Below are 15,414 nucleotides of genomic sequence, written 5' to 3' on the forward strand. Positions count from 1 at the left end.
AAAGAGCGGAAGCGCGGCGAAGTCCGCTGCTATGGTGCGCCGATGCCGACGATCAGGACGTTCCAGGTCACCTTCGACTGCGCGGATCCGGAGCGGGTCGCCCGCTTCTGGTGCGAGGTGCTGGGGTACGTGGCACCGCCACCGCCGGAGGGTTTCGCGAGCTGGGCCGCCTACGAGGACGCTCAGCCGGCGGAGCGGCGGGGGGCGTGGTTCGCGTGCAGTGATCCCTCGGGCCAGGGGCCGCGGCTGTACTTCCAGCGGGTGCCCGAGGGCAAGGTGGTCAAGAACCGCGTGCACCTCGACGTGCGGGTCGGCACGGGCCTCGTGGGCGAGGAGCGGCTGGCCACGCTGACCGCGGAGGCCGAGCGGCTGATCGCGCTCGGGGCGACGCAGGTGCAGGTGCTGCTCGCCGACGAGGAGAACGAGTCGTGCATCGTGATGCAGGACGTCGAGGGCAACGAGTTCTGCCTCGACTGAGTCCCGGTCTCACGTGAGCGGGGCCGCCCGTCGGTGCGGCGGGCAGCCCCGGCCCGTGGAGCCCACCTCCCTGGTCAGGCGTTGGGGACGGTGTCCTCGAAGGTCGTGCCGGACGTGCGGTAGGCGTTGATCTTCGCCGTGACCTGCGCCGGTGTGAGGACCTGGTCCTTGACGTGCAGGACGTAGTCGACCTGCTGGTCGTAGGCGCGCGGGGTGGTGCTCGTCTGGCCCGCGAGGTCGATCAGCCACTGGTTGAAGTTGATCGACATGGGGCGTTCCGGCAGGTAGGCGGCGTCATGGGTGCCGAACGGCTGCCCGTCCACGTAGTACCTGATGCTGTTGTTGTCGATCGTGAGCACCAGGTCGTGCCAGCCGGCGTAGCTCTGCCGCGACTCGGTGTGCTGGTTGACGGCCTGCCACGGATCCGGGTTGTAGGTCTCCCAGGACGTGGTGTAGAGGATGTTGGCGGGCTCGCCCCAGCCGCCGTTGGGCAGGTACTCGAAGTCGTACTCGGCGTAGTCGTCGGCCATCGGCGCCTTGAGGTCGTTGATGGTGAAGAACGTCTGGACGAGGTGGTCGCCGTCCGGGCCGGAGACCGGCGCGTCGGAGAACTTGACGCGGGCGGCGTACGTGCCGTTCCTGAACTTCGTCGCCTTGGTGAGGACTTCGGTCTGCCGGGTGCTCGCGGCCGTTCCCGCGGTCGACGTGCGCAGGTTCATCACGGAGTTGCCGCCGGACGCCGCGAAGGTCACGTTCTCGGGCGACCAGGTGGCACCCGGTACGCCGGGCCCGCCCGAGTTGGCCCGGACGTTCCAGCCGTTCGCGGAGATCCTCGGGTCGCCGTGGCCGGTGTAGTCGAAGTCGTCGAACAGTGTCTGTCCGCCGGTGGGCGGGTCGGTGGGCGGATCGGTCGGGGGATCGGTCGGGTCGTTGCCCTCGGGGGCCGTGCCCCACACCGTGCTGCCGGAGACCTGCGCGGTGACCTTGGGCCAGTCGGCGTACGTGGTGCGGGCGGCGCCGAAGGAGTAGTCGTCGCTCTGCTTGAGCGGCTGCCAGTCCGTGCGGTGGAAGCGCAGTTGCATGTCCCCGGTGTCGGCACCCGGCGCGAGGCTGCCGGCTCCGGCGGTGAAGCCGATGTCCAGGTAGCGGTCGGCGGTGGCGGTGGGGTGCGCGAGGGTGCCGAAGGTGCCGGTGATGTGGGCGCAGCCCTTGACCGCCCAGGAGCAGGCGAAGCGGTAGGCGGCCCCGGCCGAGTCGGCCTTGAAGTAGTAGCGCACCTTGACGGTGGAGAGCTGGACGGGGACGGCCCCGGTGTTCCTGACCTTGAGCCAAGGTTCGGACTGGTCGGCGGTGGCGGAGCCGGCGCCGGTGCGGTACTGGACGGCGACGGTCTCGCCGGCGGCGTCGGCCGTACCGGTGAGGGCGGCGAGGGAGGTGACTGCGGTGGCCACGGCCACGGCGGCGATGCGCCACCGCTGGGGAGTGGTGCGCCGTTGCATGCGGTTTCCTTCCGGGTGGGGGTGGGCCGTCCCGCCGCTCGGGGCGGCCGGACGGACACGGACGGTGCGGTGGTGGTGCGGTGCTGCGGTGCGGTGCGGGGTGGTGCGGCTCAGGGGTGGCGGGCGACCCGCAGCGCGTCGAGGCGGGCCGTGTGGCCGGCCAGACGGGAGCTGAAGTCGGCCCAGGGGGTGGGGCCCGTCCAGCCGGCGTCGGCCAGGGCGCACAGACGGGGGTAGGTCAGGTACTCGATGCGGGCCGGTGTCGCGGCGTACTCGGTCCACAGGTGGGCCTGGGTGCCGAGGATGCGGGCGGCTGTCTGCGGGGAAGCCGCTGCGGGCACGGGGTCGTGGCCGTGGACGTCCCGGAGTCCGACGACGCCGCCGGGCTGGCCGGGCGGCTCGTCGGGGCCGGGGCTCTGCGGGTAGTCCAGATAGGTGGCGCGATGATACGAGTTGATCACGTTGTGGCCGTGCCGGGCGGCGTGCAGGGCGTGTTCGGGGTCGCGCCAGGCCATCACGGTGAAGCCGGGGGGCAGTTCCGTGCCGGTCTCCGCCCAGGCCACCGGGCGCCGTCCCTGCCGGGTGAGGAAGGCGCCGACGCGGGCGAGGAACCAGCCGTGCAGGGCGGTCGGCTCGGCCAGACCCTCGCTCCGGACGCGGCCGGCGGCCGCCGGGCTCCGCTCCCATTCGGTCGTGGGGCACTCGTCGCCGCCGATGTGCAGGTGCTGCGAGGGGAAGACGTCCATGACCTCCTCCAGCACAGTCCGGCAGAAGTCGAGGACCTCCTCGTGGACGCCGAGGATCGTGTCGCACACCCCCCACCGCGTCCACACGTCCAGGGCGCGTTCGGGCCGGTTGCCCAGGTGCGGGTAGGCGGCCAGGGCGGCCCGGGAGTGGCCCGGCATCTCGATCTCGGGCATCACCGTGACCCCGCGTGCCGCCGCGTGCGCCACGAGCCGGCCGAGCTCGGCCCGGGTGTAGGCGCCGCCGTGGGGTGTGCCGTCGTGGTGGTCGCCGCTCGGCCCCCGCATGGACCGGCGCCGGTGGCCGCCGATCTCGGTGAGCTTGGGGTAGGCGGAGACGGGCATGCGCCAGCCCTGGTCGTCGGTCAGGTGCAGATGGAAGACGTTGATCTTGTGCAGGGCGAGCAGATCGACGTAGCGCAGCAGGTACGGCAGGGGCTGGAAGTGGCGGGCCACGTCGAGCATGGCTCCCCGCCAGGGCAGCCGGGGGACGTCGGTGATGTCGGCGCAGGGCAGGGTCCAGGGCACGCCCGGTCGGGGGGTCGCGGCCAGGGCCTGCGCGGGCAGCAGTTGGCGGAGGGTCTGCACACCGCGCAGCAGGCCGGTGACGGTGCGGGCGCGCAGGAGCACGGAGCGGGGTCCGATGGTCAGCCCGTAGCCCTCGCTGCCCAGTCCGGTCAGGGCGGTGTCGAGGGCGAGGACGACGGGGCCGTCGGCGGCCGGGGGCAGCCGCAGCCCGGTGGCGGGTGCGAGGAGGGTGCGCAGGAGTTCGGCGGCGGGCTCGGCGCCCGCGGTGACGCGCAGGCGGGTGTCGGGGCCGAAGGTGAAGTGCCCTGTTTTGAAGCGGGCTCTGGCGGGTCGGGGCACGAGCGCGGTCCGCGGTGGGGACGGGGTCACGGCTGTCTCCGGAAGGGTCGTGGCTGAGCGGGGGACGGGCTCAGCCCTTGACGGCGCCGGCGGCGAACCCGGCGGTCACGTGGCGTTGCAGGAGGAGGAAGACGACGAGGGCGGGGAGGGCGAAGAGGGTGGAGGCGGCCATGGTGGCGCCCCAGTCGGTGCCGAAGACGTTCTGGAACGAGGAGAGCCAGACCGGAAGGGTGCGGCTGTCCTGCTGTTTGATGATGAGGAAGTTGGCGTAGGCGAACTCGTTCCAGGCGGTGATGTAGCCGAACAGGGAGGTGGCCATCAGTCCGGGTGCGAGGAGGGGGAAGGTGATGTGGCGGAAGGCGTGGCGGCGTGTGCAGCCGTCGACCTGTGCCGCCTCCTCGAGTTCCGGCGGGATGGCGGTGATGAAGCCGCGCAGCACCACGACGGTGAACGGCAGGGTCATCATGAAGTACACCAGGGTGAGGGTGGGGAGCCGGTCGAGCATGCCGGTGTCCCGCGAGATGATGTACACGGGGATGATCAGCGCCTCCCAGGGTGCCATCTGGGCGACGAACACCAGCAGCATGAACTGCCGTCGGCCGCGCCACCGCATGCGGGCCACCGCGAACGACGCGCCGAGCGCGACGACGAGGGCGAGCAGGACGGCGCCGGCGGTCACCATGAGGCTGTTGCGCCAGAACAGTGCGAAGCCGTCCGCCGCCACCGCGGCGCGGAAGTGTTCCGTCGTCCAGGTGTGCGGCAGGAGGTGCGGTGTGTCCGACTGGATGTCCCGGTTGGGTGTGAACGCGGTGGTGACCATCCAGTAGACGGGAAAGAGGCACACCCCGATCGTCAGGCAGGCCGCGGAGTCGAGCAGCAGGCGCCGGCGGGCCCGAGGACGCGCGGCGGTGCGGGCACCTCGGCGTGTGGATCCGGAGGTCATGGGACCGGCGCTCATACGGCTTCGCCCTCCTGGCGGAACATCTGGCGGAAGTAGAGGACGAGTACGCACGCCATCAGCGCGACGGTGACCATGGAGGCCGCCGAGCCGAGGTCGTAGCGCTGGCTCGACAGGGCGGTCTGCACGGCGTAGACGGGCAGGATGGTGGTGGCGTCGCCCGGCCCGCCGTTGGTCATGACCCAGATCTGCACGAACGCCTTGAAGGTCCAGATGACCTCCAGGGAGAGGACCAGCATGAAGATCGGCCGGATCAGCGGGAGCGTGACCGCGCGGAAGACGCGCCCGGCCGAGGCGCCGTCGAGGCGGGCCGATTCGTACAGTTCCGCGGGGACGGTCGTCAGGGCGGAGTAGAGGGTGATGGCGGCGAAGGGCACCGACTGCCAGACGATCAGCAGCACGAGGATGGTGAAGGCGGCCGGACCGTGGGCGAACCACGGGTAGCGGTCGAACGAGGAGAAGCCGAGTTGCTCGAGCGCCCAGTTGACGACGCCGTACTCGGAGTGGAACAGCCACTGGAAGACGGTGGTGGCGGCGATGACCGGCATCGCCCAGGCCAGGACGAGCGCGCTGAGCACGGCCGTGCGCCACAGGCGGCCCAGCCGCTCGACGAGCAGGGCGACCAGGGTGGCCAGCAGCATGATCAGGACGACGTTCACCGCCATGAAGACGAAGGTGCGGCGTACGACCTGCCAGAAGCGCTCGTCCGCCAGCAGTGTCCGGTAGTTGCGCAGGCCGACGAACGGGGCGTCGCCCTGGATCAGTTGGCGGAGCCGGAAGTCCTGGAGCGAGATCAGCACGGCGCGGGCGAGGGGGTACAGCAGGAGATACAGCATGCCCAGGACCGTGGGGGCCACGAGCAGGTAGGGCCACGGGCCCGCCCGGCCGGCCCGTGGTGCGCTGCCGCGTCGCGGCTCGGCCGGGGGCCGCGCCGGCGGGCGGGGCCGGACGGGTGGCGCACTGGAGTCGCGGACGACCGACACGGTGTCGCCTCCTCGGGTGTCGTCAGGGGCCTGTACGGCGGGACGGGGCCGGAAGGCCCCCGGGGCGGGTGGTGCGGCGGCCGTAGCGGAGTCAGGAACCGTTCATGGCGGCGGTGATCGCCGCGGAGGCACGGGTCGCCTCCGCCCGGGCGTCGGCACCCGTGAGCACCGCGGTCATGTAGTCCTTGATGGGGTTCTTCGCCTCGACGGCGGCCCAGCCGGGGGTGTTGGGTGTCGCCCTGCCGACGGCGGCCCCCGTCGCCATGGCCGAGGCGCCCGGATCGGAGGCGACCGCGTCGGCGAGGGTGGTCTTGTTCGGGACGTAGCTCATGGCGGCGGCGAGTTTGCGCTGCCAGGTGTCGCCGGTGAGTTCCTTGACGAAGGTGAAGGCGGCCTCCGGCTTGGCGGACGCCGCCGGGACGACGAGGTCGGAGCCGCCGATGAACACCGAGCCCGGGCGCTCGGCCGTCTTGCCCGGGACGGGGAAGAACCCGAGCTTGCCCTTGAGGTCGGGGTTGTTCTCGGTGACCACGTTGGCTCCGCCGGGGGTGGAGATGATCTGGGCCACCTGCCCCTTGGCCATCACCTCGGCCTGGGGCGGCTCGGCCTCGTCGGAGTCCTTGGGGCCGTTGCCGAGGGCCTGGAGCTTCTTGTAGAAGTCCATGCCGCGCAGCGCCTGCGGCGTGTCGAGTGCGCCCCGCCAGTTGTCGCCCGACCGTGTGGCGAGGTCCCCGCCCTCGTCCCAGATGAAGCCGGCCAGTGCGTACCACATCTGGCCCGGCAGGTAGATGCCCTGGGTGCCGCCGGAGTCGAGTTTCTCGGTGGCGGCGATCCACTGGTCCCGGGTCTTGATGGAGGCCGCGTCGACACCGGCCCTCTCGAACAGGTCGGTGCGGTAGATCACGACCCGGTTGGCGGCGTAGTAGGGGATGCCGTACTGCTTGCCCTCGAACGCACCGGGTTCGGCCAGCCCTTTGAGCCAGTCGTCCCCTCCGAGTTCCTCGGTCCGGTCGCTGAGGTCGAGCAGGCCGCCGCTCTGCGCGTACTGCGCGACCTGGGTGTTGCCCGTCTCGATGACGTCCGGGGCGTCGTTGCTGGCGAGGGCGGCCGTGACCTTCTCCCCGATGCCGTCCCACTCCTGGATCTGGACCTTGACGTCGATGTCCGGTTGGGCTTTCTCGAACCCGGCGACGAACTTCTTCTGGAACTGCGCCGAGACGCTGTCGCGCATGAGCCAGACGTCGATCGTCGTGGCGCCGCCGGCGGAGTCACCGGACGATCCGGAGCCGTCACCGCAGGCGCTGACGCCCGAGACCATCACCAGTGCGGTCAGTCCTGCAAGCGTGCGGAGCTTCACAGTTCACCTCTGGAGGTAAGGCGCCAAGGAACCTGACCAGTTGAGCCACTGGACAGGTGACCTCTCGTTGGTCGATGAAAATGGCATAGACCAATAGAGGCGTCAATCCCCCGCGCGCACACGGCTTCTGGGCGCGCCGACTCGCGGCGAGCGACCTTCACGGTCTCCCCCGCGCTTGACCAGCGGGCGTCGAGTGGTAAAGAGTCCCCAGGACGGGTCGGAGAACATTCGCGTACGGCGGGGCGGGAGCGGTCGGGCATGGGCGCTGACGGGTCGGGGGCGGTACTCAAACGGGAGCGGGTCCGGGACCACATCCTCCAGCTCATCGAGTCGCTGCACCCGGGGGACGCGATCCCCTCGGAACGGTCCCTGTGCGCCACGCTCAAGGTCTCCCGCCCCACGCTGCGGGCGGCGGTCGACGAACTCGTCGCCGCGGGACTGCTGGTGCGCGAGCACGGGCGGGGCATGTTCGTGGCACCGGAGAAGATCACGCAGGAACTTGTCTCGGACTCCCACGGCATGGTCCTGCCGCAGGCGTCCGGCGCCTGGTCGAGCCGTCTGCTGGAGTTCGCCACCATCACCGCGGGCGCCCGGGTGGGCCGCAAACTACACCTGTCCCCCGCCGCGGAGATCGTCTACGCGGCGCGCCTGCGGCTGGTCGACGGCGCCCCGATGGCCATCGAGCACCTGCACATCCCGGCGGACCTCGTTCCCGCCCTGACCGCACGGGAGTTGGAGACGGGAGACCTCTACCAGCATCTGCGCGAGCGGCACCGGGTGGAGGTCAGCGAGGCGACGCAGACGATCGAGCCCACCGTGGTCAGCCAGGCGGAGGCCCGGCTGCTGGGCGTGCCCGAACTGTCGCCCGCGCTGCTCTTCGAGCGCCACACCGGGGACACGCGGGGGCGGCCGGTGGAGTACGTCCACTCGATCTACCGCGGAGACCGCTACCGCATCGTCTCCCGGCTGAGCCTGAACGCGTCGGACCGGCGGCCGGCCCCGCCCGGGGCGGGGGTGACACCGGGGGTCGCGCCCCACGGGGCGGGCCGGTGGGAGCCCAGCGTCTCCGGGGCGCCAGGGGAGGCTGCCGGGGGCGCCTGACGGAACAGGACAGGTGGGACCGGCTCTCAGCGGCGGCCCCTCGCGCTTGCGCCGACGGCCGGGCGAGGGGGGGGCGCCGCCGGTTGTCCGGGAACCCCGGCGGAATCGTCCGGAAACCGTAACGGGCGGATCCCGCAGCCGTCGGTCCTCGTCCTGTCAGGTGGTCGTGAGACGACCGGGGGCCGGACGGGAACTGCGGGAGAGCGGGGCGGACATGGCGCGGCACGGTGGCGGGCGGGGCTGGTACGGCAAGGTCGTGGGGGCGGCGCTGGGGGTGTCGGTGCTCGCCACCGGCGCGTCGGTGTGGACCGCGCAGGCCGGCGCCACCGACGCCCCGGCGCCGAGGGCGACCGCTTCGGCCTCGCCCGGCGGTGACGTCGAGCCGGTCGCCGTCACCATCGCCCATGCCTCGGAGAAGGGGGCGCGGGGCGTGAACATCACCATCGACGACGGCCCCGACCCCGTGTGGACCCCTCAAGTCCTCGACGTGCTGAAGCAGTACGGGGTCAAGGCCACGTTCTGCATGGTGGGCACCCAGGCGCGGGCGCACCCCGGCCTCGTCAAGAAGGTGGTCGCGGCCGGGCACCGGCTGTGCGACCACTCCGTCTCGCACGACACCGCCATGGACAAGAACTCCACGACCTACCAGTCCCGGCAGATCCTCGACGCCGAGCGCATGATCACGGAGGCGTCGGGGGGCGTCCGGCCGCTGTACTACCGGGCGCCCGGCGGGGCGTTCACCCCCTACAGCCGAAAGCTCGCCGCGTCGCGGGGGATGCGGCCGCTGGGCTGGAACGTCGACACCAAGGACTTCGAACGCCCCGGCGCGGACGCCATCGTGGCCACGGTCCAGCGGGAGCTGGCCAACGGACCGACGCTCCTCTTCCACGACGCGGGCGGCGACCGCTCCCAGACCGTCGAGGCCCTGCGCCGCATCCTCCCCTGGCTCGAGCAGCAGGGCTACTCGTGCGGGTTCCCGGTGCGTTGAGGACCGGAGCCGGTCAGCCGTTCACCGGCCACTCCAGGGGCTCCTTGTAGAAGCCCTGGAACAGTTCGACGGCGCTCGCCTTCTGGCCGGCGGGGATGAGGAACGCCTTGCAGATCTTCTGCGACTGCCCGGGGCTCAGGGTCTTGTCCTGGGGCGCCGGGCAGTCGGGCCACTTCGCCTCGCCCAGCAGCACGATGAGCGCGCGGGTGCGCTTGTCCTTGTCCGTCCGGACGATCAGGTCGTCGTCCATGTCGCCGGACGCCATGGGCTTGCCGCTGACGTGCTTCAGGGTGGTCCACACGTAGACCGGCACCTGGGGCTTGTCGTCCTTGTCCTTCTTGAGACCGGAGGCAGCCATGTCGGCCTCGGTGCCGGTCTCCACCTTCGTCGGGGTCAGCGTGTACTTCGTCCCCTTGTACTTCTCGGCCGTGCTCTCCTGGACCGGGCTCGACTCGCCGAGGCGGAAGGTCGTCCGGGCCTTCGCCGACTCGGACTTCCCCGCGCTCGGCCGGGCCTTGCCGTCGGCGGAGTCGCCGCCGCTGCCGCAGGCGATGAGGGTCAGCGCCAGCGCGGCGACGGATGCGGCCAGAGCGGTGCGGGTGGTGCGCATGTGCATGGGAGTGGGGTGGCGCCTTTCAGTGCGTCGGGACGGGCGCGGCGGTCCGCCGGCCCGAGCCGGGGGCCGGGGCGACGTGAGTCGCGTCTGGTCCCGTGATCGGCACGAGGCTATCAGCGGCGTCCCGGGCGGACTTCACGTGCCGCCGGGCGGCGACCGGATCGCCGTCCCGCCTCCGGCGGAAGGCGTCACAGGACATCGCGGACCGGCCGACGTGACGCCGTCCTGAAACAGGCATGGTGGACAAGCGCACAGGTATTCCACCGCGTTGAGGAATCGTTCAGTAAAAACGCTGGCGCGCCTGCTTCCTCTTGTGTCCGGAGCTATTGACGCCCGCCGGACCGGGCCGCCACCTTCATTGCGTCGACCGAATTCCCGAGACCACGAGGGCTGGGACGCTGATGAAAAGAATGCGACAGAAACTCACTTCGGCCGCGGCCGTCACCGCGGTGGCGGCGGCCGTTCTCGTCTGGCCCGCCACTGAATCCGCGCAGGCCTTCCCTCCGACCCCCAAGCAGAAGGTGCTCGACCATCTGCGTTCCATCAGCGGACATCACATCGTCTCCGGCCAGCACAACAAGGAGCCCGCCTCCGCGCCGGGACAGTACACCCAACAGGTGAAGGACGTGACCGGTCAGTATCCCGGGCTGTGGGGAGGCGACCTCATGTTCGGTGCCACTGACGTGGCCAACCGTCAGCGCGTGATCGACCAGGCGAAGATCGAGTGGGCGAACGGTTCGCTCGTCTCCCTGACCTGGCACGTCTGCCCGCCGACCGGTGGCAGCACCTGCGCCTTCGAGGGCGGGGTGAAGTCGAACATCTCGAACGCGCAGTTCTCCCAGATCCTCACCGAAGGCAGTGCGCTGAACACCGCCTGGAAGCGGCGCCTCGACGAGGCCGTCCCCTATCTGCGGCAGTTGAAGGACGCCGGGGTTCCGGTGCTGTTCCGGCCGTTGCACGAGATGAACGAGTCGTGGAACTGGTGGGGCAACCGCCCCGGATCCCAGGGCAGCGCGCGGCTGTTCCAGATCACGCGCGACTACCTCGCGGGAACGAAGGGCCTGGACAATCTCATCTGGGTCTGGAACGTGCAGGACAATCCGGCGGGCGGCTGGAGCAATTACTATCCGGGAAATCAGTACGTGGACGTCGTCTCGCTGGACGTCTGGTACAAGAACCATCCGAGTTCCGCCGATTACCAGCAGATGCGCGGCATCGCCGGAACGAAACCCATGGCCATCGCGGAGATCGGCAAGATGCCGACCGCGGCTCTGCTCGACAGCCAGACGCAGTGGGCGTGGTTCATGATGTGGTCCGAGCATCTGCGCGGGAACAACACCAACGCGGAGATCCAGGCCGCGTACTTCCACCCGCGCGTGCTCAACCAGGGTGAGCTGACTCTGCCCTGACACCTGCCCGCCTGCACGGCTGAGCGCGGCGGTGTCGTCACAGCCAGCCGTGCAGCGCGTGCAGGAAGCCGGCCGGATCGTCCCGGTGGACGGCGTGACCGGCGCCGTCCACGGTGCGTACCCGCCAGCCCCGGCGGCTGAGCCTCGCGGCGTGCGCCGGCGATATCCGCTCGCTCGGACCGGCGAGCACGACCAGTGAGGGAACGGCGGGGGCGCCGGGCAGGCCGGGCAGGTGCTGCAGGGCGGTGACCGAGGCGGGATCCCAGGCGGCGAGGGCCCGGTGCTCCGCGGTGATGTCGTCCGCGTGCCAGCGGGGATGCGCCGCGCGCAGCTCGTGCCACGTGGCGTGCCGGGTGGCGCGCAGGGCGTCCAGGTTCCGGTGCCGGGGCAGCCAGGCGGGGTCGCAGTGGACCGCGCGGGTGCAGCGCAGCCGGGAGACGGCGAGCAGCAGCGCGGCCGAGCCCAGAGAGTGGCCGACGGCGAGGTCGGGAGCTTCCGGCAGGGTGGCGAGGAGCGCGGCGGCGAGGGAGGCCGGGGTGTAGCCGGGGGCGGGGCCGCTGCCCCCGTGGCCGGGCAGGTCGACGGCGACGACCCGGTAGCCGTGCCGGGCGATGGCCGGTGCGACGCCGCTCCAGCTGCGTGAGTCCGTCATGATGCCGTGCACCAGGACGGCCGTGCGGGGGCCTTCGCCCCAGCTGCGGGTCGTGAGTCTCAAGGGTCGTCCTCCGTGGTCACGGGGCGTGCCCGATGCCGCTCCCGCCTCTCCACCGCCGTGGCGACAGGGCATGGCGGGCACCGGGGCCCGGGCAGGGTGTCCGTCCTGTCCCCGGGCCGCCGTCCGTCAGGCGGGGTCGCGCGGTGGTGGTGCGCTGCTCCCCCGCGGCAGCAGGACGGGGGTCGCGGCGGGGCCGGACTCCGGGTTGCGGCGGTGCACGACGTCGAACAGGCGGCGGGTCACGTCCGCGCCGAAACCGAAGACGTCGTGGCTCATGGCCGACAGGTTCGGATGGGTGAGCTGGCACAGTTGCGAGTCGTCCCACGCGATCAGGCTGATGTCCTTCGGCACGCTCAGCCCCATCTCGGCGGCCACGGACAGCCCCGCGACCGCCATGACGTCGTTGTCGTAGATGATCGCCGTCGGCCGCTCGTGGGCGCTGAGGAGCGATCTGGTGGCCCGTGCGCCCTGTTCGCCCGAGTAGTCGGTGGTGATGCTGCGGGCCGGCTCCAGGCCGAGCCGCTCCACGATCGCGTTCAGCGCGGCGGTGCGGATCGCGGTGTGCCCGAGAGCGGGGTGACCGCCCACCCGTGCGATCCGCCGGTGCCCGAGGACCGCGAGGTAGCGCACCGCCTCGTGCACGGCCGTCTCGTCGTCGGTCCACACCGATGTGAACCCGCCGGTGAGGGACGGATGCCCGACGGCGACGGCCGGCAGTCCGATCGCGGCCAGTTCGGTGATCCTCGGGTCGTCCCGCTGGATGTCGACCAGCAGGGAACCGGCGATCCGGCGGGACTTCCACCACTGGCGGTGGACGGCGATCTCCTGCGCCGTGTCCCGCACGAGGTGCAGCAGCAGCGAGCACCCCTGCTCCTCGAGGACGGACTCGACCCCGGAGATGAACTCCATGTAGAAGGGTTCCAGGCCCAGTTGACGCGCGGGCCGGGCGATGACCAGACCGACGGTGTCCCCTGCCCCGGTCGCCGACCCGGACAGCTTGATGGCGGCCTGACTGGGGACCCAGCCCAGTTCCGCGACCGCCGCCATGATCCGTTCCCGGGTGGCCTCCGAGACCCCGGGACGATTGTTGAACGCCAGGGACACCGCTCCCCTGGACACGCCGGCCAGGGCCGCCACGTCGGAGATCGTGACGCGCCCCGGCCGGTGCTCCCTGCCCTCACTCACGGACGGCTCCGCCCTCGTTGACGCAGAACAGGGCCGCACGGGCACTCCCGGTGTCCGTGCCGGTCCAGCCGGTCACCCGCCAGGTCGCGCTCTCGCCGGGCAGGAGGGTCACCCGCCCCCGGTCGGTGCGGGCCCCCGGGTCCAGCCGGTCGGCCTGGAGCAGCAGATCCCGGACGAGCGTCCCGGCCGTGACCGTGATCAGGGTTCCCGTCTCGCCGTCCTCGTGCACCCGTACGTCGTAGGAGGCCGGGGTGTGGGCGAACTCGCGGTCCGGGCAGGGGAAGTGGACCGCGCGCCCGCCTTCCTCGCCCGGGTGCGGGAAGCCCGGCACGTCCGCGACGAGGAACTCGCGGGTGACGTCCGTGAACCGGGCGACCGTCTCCGGCAGCCGCTCCAGCGCCACCTCCCGGGCGGCGGCCTTGAGGGGGATCTCGGCCCGCGCCAGGACCGTCCCGTCCGCCCCGACCCTGCGCACGGTGACGGTGGTGTCCCAGACCGTCCCGGCCTGGTTGCAGCCCGCGAGTGTCAGAGCCCCGTCGCGCTCCTGGATGGTCAGCAACCGGTCGGCGTACAGGCGGCGCAGCTCGAAGTAGAGGGGTTTGAAGCGGCCGTCGCCGTCGATGGCGGCCCAGGAGGTGACCGGCCAGCAGTCGTTGAGCTGCCACAGGACCGCGCCCGCGCAGCGCGGCCAGTGGGAGCGCCAGTGCTCGACCCCCGCGGCCACGGCGCGCGCCTGGTTCAGCTGGGTCAGGTAGTGCCAGGTGTCGAAGCCGGTGGGCGGAGCGAAGTGCGGGGCGAGGCCACGGTTCAGCTTGCCGTTGCCGTCCTCGGCCTTCTGGTGGTGCAGCATGGCGGGCGAGTCTGCGGTCAACGGGCGCTCCGACAGCGCCCGTTCGAGCGTGGCGAACGTCGCCGGGGCCTGCCAGCCGAACTCCGCCACGAAACGCGGCACCGAGGTGAGGTAGTCACCGTAGTCGCGGCGGTTCCACACCTCCCAGGAGTGTGCGGTGCCGTGGCCGGGGTCGTTCGGGGCGTGGTCCCAGGATCCCGACCAGGGGCTGCCCGCCCAGTACGGCCGGGTCGGGTCGGTCTGCGCCACGACGCGCGGGAGCAGGCCCAGGTAGTAGCCCTCGCCCCAGGAGTCACCGGCCAGGGCCGGTTCCCAGTCCCAGTCGGCGAAGCCCCACAGGTTCTCGTTGTTGCCGTTCCACAGGACCAGCGACGGGTGGGGCATCAGCCGGGTCACGTTCTCCCGGGCCTCCGCCTCGACCTCGGAGCGCAGCGGCTGCTCCTCCGGGTAGGCGGCGCAGGCGAAGAGGAAGTCCTGCCAGACCATGAGGCCCAGTTCGTCACAGGTGTCGTAGAAGGCGTGGTCCTCGTAGATGCCGCCGCCCCACACGCGCACCAGGTCCACACCCGCGTCGGCGGCCTGGCCGAGGCGGGTGCGGTAGCGGTCGGGGGTGACGCGGGTGGGGAAGGCGTCGTCGGGGATCCAGTTGACTCCGCGCGCGAAGACGGGCACGCCGTTGACGACCAGGGTGAAGGCGCTGCCGTGACGGTCGGCGGAGGTGTCGAGCCGGATCGTGCGGAAGCCGATGCGACGCTCCCACGTGTCGAGCGGATGGCCAGCGTCGAGGTCGCCGAGGGTGACCGTGCAGGCGTGCAGGACCTGCGGGCCGTAGCCGCGCGGCCACCACCGATCGACGTCCGGCACCCGGACGGTCACGGTGGCGCTGTTCTCCCCCGGTGCGACGGTGACCTCGGCCGACGCCTCCCCGACGGCGGCCAGCAGGCGCAGCGGGCGGTCGCGCCCGGTCGTCGTGCGGTCCAGGTCGACGGTGATCTCGGCGATTCCCGTGCCGTCCTCGGCGATCGTGACGTGTGGCCGCACCGCGGTCAGCCGGGCGGTGGACCACCGCTCGATGCGTGCCTGACGCCAGACGCCGGCCGTCACGAGGGTCGGCCCCCAGTCCCAGCCGAAGGAACAGGCCATCTTGCGGAGGTAGTGGAAGGGCTCCGGGTAGGAGTTGGGCCGCTCGCCGAGGACGGCCCGCACGGCCTCCGCTTCGGCGTAGGCGGAGGTGAAGGTGACGTCGAGCGGGGCGGGGCCGCCGGACAGCAGGTCGGTGACGTCGAACCGGTAGGAGCGGTGCATGTTGCGGGTGCGTCCCAGCAGCCGGCCGCCCACCCGTACGGCGGCGACGGTGTCGAGGCCGTCGAAGACGAGGTCGGTGCGCTCGAACGTCCCGTCGCTGTCGGGCAGTTCGGTGGCGTACGTCCAGTCCGCCCGGCCCACCCACGCCACCTCGTCCTCGTTGAGGTCGAGGTAGGGGTCCGCCAGCCACCCGGCCGCCATCAGGTCGGTGTGGACACAGCCGGGAACCTGCGCCGGCAGAGTGGAACCGGCCAGGCCGGGCGGTGCCTGGTCCGGGGTGTGGCGCTCGGTGTTCAGGCGCAGCGTCCAGCCCTCGGACAGGGGGGTGCGGACCTTCATGCGGTACTCCTCGTGGGGCGTG

Annotated in this window: 13 protein-coding genes; 4 read left to right on the plus strand and 9 right to left on the minus strand. The window is 71.6% G+C overall.

What is annotated here, in order from left to right; all coding sequences use genetic code 11:
* Nucleotides 1-42: 42 nt before the first annotated feature.
* Nucleotides 43-477 carry a VOC family protein gene (locus tag ACZ6ZN_RS00620; protein ID WP_451877555.1) on the plus strand — a complete coding sequence of 145 codons (435 nt, stop codon included), beginning with the start codon at nucleotides 43-45 and terminating at the stop codon, nucleotides 475-477.
* Nucleotides 478-551: 74 nt separating this feature from the next.
* Here the strand turns inward: ACZ6ZN_RS00620 and ACZ6ZN_RS00625 are convergent, their stop codons facing one another.
* The 5 genes from ACZ6ZN_RS00625 to ACZ6ZN_RS00645 all read right to left on the minus strand — a co-directional run bounded on the left by ACZ6ZN_RS00625 (nucleotide 552) and on the right by ACZ6ZN_RS00645 (nucleotide 6,884).
* Complete coding sequence (locus ACZ6ZN_RS00625; RefSeq protein WP_451877554.1) at nucleotides 552-1,976, minus strand: cellulose binding domain-containing protein; 1,425 nt, start codon at nucleotides 1,974-1,976, stop codon at nucleotides 552-554.
* Between the two features lie 110 nt (nucleotides 1,977-2,086).
* Entirely contained in the window at nucleotides 2,087-3,616 is a 1,530-nt protein-coding gene (locus ACZ6ZN_RS00630) for a beta-N-acetylhexosaminidase (RefSeq protein ID WP_469641999.1), read from the minus strand.
* A 40-nt stretch (nucleotides 3,617-3,656) separates the two neighbouring features.
* Entirely contained in the window at nucleotides 3,657-4,529 is an 873-nt protein-coding gene (locus tag ACZ6ZN_RS00635) for a carbohydrate ABC transporter permease (protein ID WP_469643893.1), read from the minus strand.
* Between the two features lie 11 nt (nucleotides 4,530-4,540).
* Nucleotides 4,541-5,527: a carbohydrate ABC transporter permease gene (locus ACZ6ZN_RS00640; protein ID WP_469642002.1), complete on the minus strand. Its 987-nt coding sequence runs from the start codon at nucleotides 5,525-5,527 to the stop codon at nucleotides 4,541-4,543.
* 91 nt (nucleotides 5,528-5,618) lie between these two features.
* A complete protein-coding gene (locus ACZ6ZN_RS00645) occupies nucleotides 5,619-6,884 on the minus strand; it encodes an extracellular solute-binding protein (protein ID WP_469642004.1) in 1,266 nt (421 codons plus the stop codon).
* A gap of 258 nt (nucleotides 6,885-7,142) precedes the next feature.
* Here ACZ6ZN_RS00645 and ACZ6ZN_RS00650 point away from each other — a divergent pair, with 258 nt between their 5' ends.
* Nucleotides 7,143-7,985 carry a GntR family transcriptional regulator gene (locus ACZ6ZN_RS00650; RefSeq protein ID WP_469642006.1) on the plus strand — a complete coding sequence of 281 codons (843 nt, stop codon included), beginning with the start codon at nucleotides 7,143-7,145 and terminating at the stop codon, nucleotides 7,983-7,985.
* 214 nt (nucleotides 7,986-8,199) lie between these two features.
* Complete coding sequence (locus ACZ6ZN_RS00655) at nucleotides 8,200-8,973, plus strand: polysaccharide deacetylase family protein (RefSeq protein WP_469643896.1); 774 nt, start codon at nucleotides 8,200-8,202, stop codon at nucleotides 8,971-8,973.
* 13 nt (nucleotides 8,974-8,986) lie between these two features.
* On the opposite strand, the gene ACZ6ZN_RS00660 is transcribed toward ACZ6ZN_RS00655, so the two are convergent.
* Nucleotides 8,987-9,589 (minus strand): hypothetical protein, encoded by a 603-nt coding sequence (locus tag ACZ6ZN_RS00660; RefSeq protein WP_469642008.1) that lies wholly within the window; start codon nucleotides 9,587-9,589, stop codon nucleotides 8,987-8,989.
* A gap of 410 nt (nucleotides 9,590-9,999) precedes the next feature.
* Between ACZ6ZN_RS00660 and ACZ6ZN_RS00665 the strand changes: the two genes are divergently transcribed.
* The gene (locus tag ACZ6ZN_RS00665) at nucleotides 10,000-10,998 is read left to right on the plus strand and encodes a glycosyl hydrolase (protein ID WP_469642010.1); all 999 of its coding nucleotides are present in this window, start codon (nucleotides 10,000-10,002) and stop codon (nucleotides 10,996-10,998) included.
* 37 nt (nucleotides 10,999-11,035) lie between these two features.
* Here ACZ6ZN_RS00665 and ACZ6ZN_RS00670 read toward each other — a convergent pair whose 3' ends face one another.
* From ACZ6ZN_RS00670 to ACZ6ZN_RS00680, 3 genes are all read right to left on the minus strand, one after another.
* The gene (locus ACZ6ZN_RS00670; protein ID WP_469642012.1) at nucleotides 11,036-11,713 is read right to left on the minus strand and encodes an alpha/beta fold hydrolase; all 678 of its coding nucleotides are present in this window, start codon (nucleotides 11,711-11,713) and stop codon (nucleotides 11,036-11,038) included.
* A gap of 126 nt (nucleotides 11,714-11,839) precedes the next feature.
* Nucleotides 11,840-12,898, minus strand: coding sequence for a LacI family DNA-binding transcriptional regulator (locus ACZ6ZN_RS00675; protein ID WP_451877545.1), 1,059 nt, complete (start codon nucleotides 12,896-12,898; stop codon nucleotides 11,840-11,842).
* Nucleotides 12,891-15,392, minus strand: coding sequence for a glycoside hydrolase family 2 protein (locus ACZ6ZN_RS00680; protein ID WP_469642014.1), 2,502 nt, complete (start codon nucleotides 15,390-15,392; stop codon nucleotides 12,891-12,893). Before ACZ6ZN_RS00680 ends, ACZ6ZN_RS00675 begins: the two co-directional genes overlap by 8 nt.
* Nucleotides 15,393-15,414 lie beyond the last annotated feature (22 nt).

The organism is Streptomyces sp. NPDC053665, from assembly GCF_055585285.1.

Bases quoted from the DNA above. Each gene is read 5' to 3' on its own strand.
- ACZ6ZN_RS00680 (WP_469642014.1), bottom strand. From the start codon at position 15,392: ATGAAGGTCCGCACCCCCCTGTCCGAGGGCTGGACGCTGCGCCTGAAC.
- ACZ6ZN_RS00655 (WP_469643896.1), top strand. From the start codon at position 8,200: ATGGCGCGGCACGGTGGCGGGCGGGGCTGGTACGGCAAGGTCGTGGGG.
- ACZ6ZN_RS00665 (WP_469642010.1), top strand. From the start codon at position 10,000: ATGCGACAGAAACTCACTTCGGCCGCGGCCGTCACCGCGGTGGCGGCG.
- ACZ6ZN_RS00635 (WP_469643893.1), bottom strand. From the start codon at position 4,529: ATGACCTCCGGATCCACACGCCGAGGTGCCCGCACCGCCGCGCGTCCT.
- ACZ6ZN_RS00625 (WP_451877554.1), bottom strand. From the start codon at position 1,976: ATGCAACGGCGCACCACTCCCCAGCGGTGGCGCATCGCCGCCGTGGCC.
- ACZ6ZN_RS00650 (WP_469642006.1), top strand. From the start codon at position 7,143: ATGGGCGCTGACGGGTCGGGGGCGGTACTCAAACGGGAGCGGGTCCGG.
- ACZ6ZN_RS00660 (WP_469642008.1), bottom strand. From the start codon at position 9,589: ATGCACATGCGCACCACCCGCACCGCTCTGGCCGCATCCGTCGCCGCG.
- ACZ6ZN_RS00620 (WP_451877555.1), top strand. From the start codon at position 43: ATGCCGACGATCAGGACGTTCCAGGTCACCTTCGACTGCGCGGATCCG.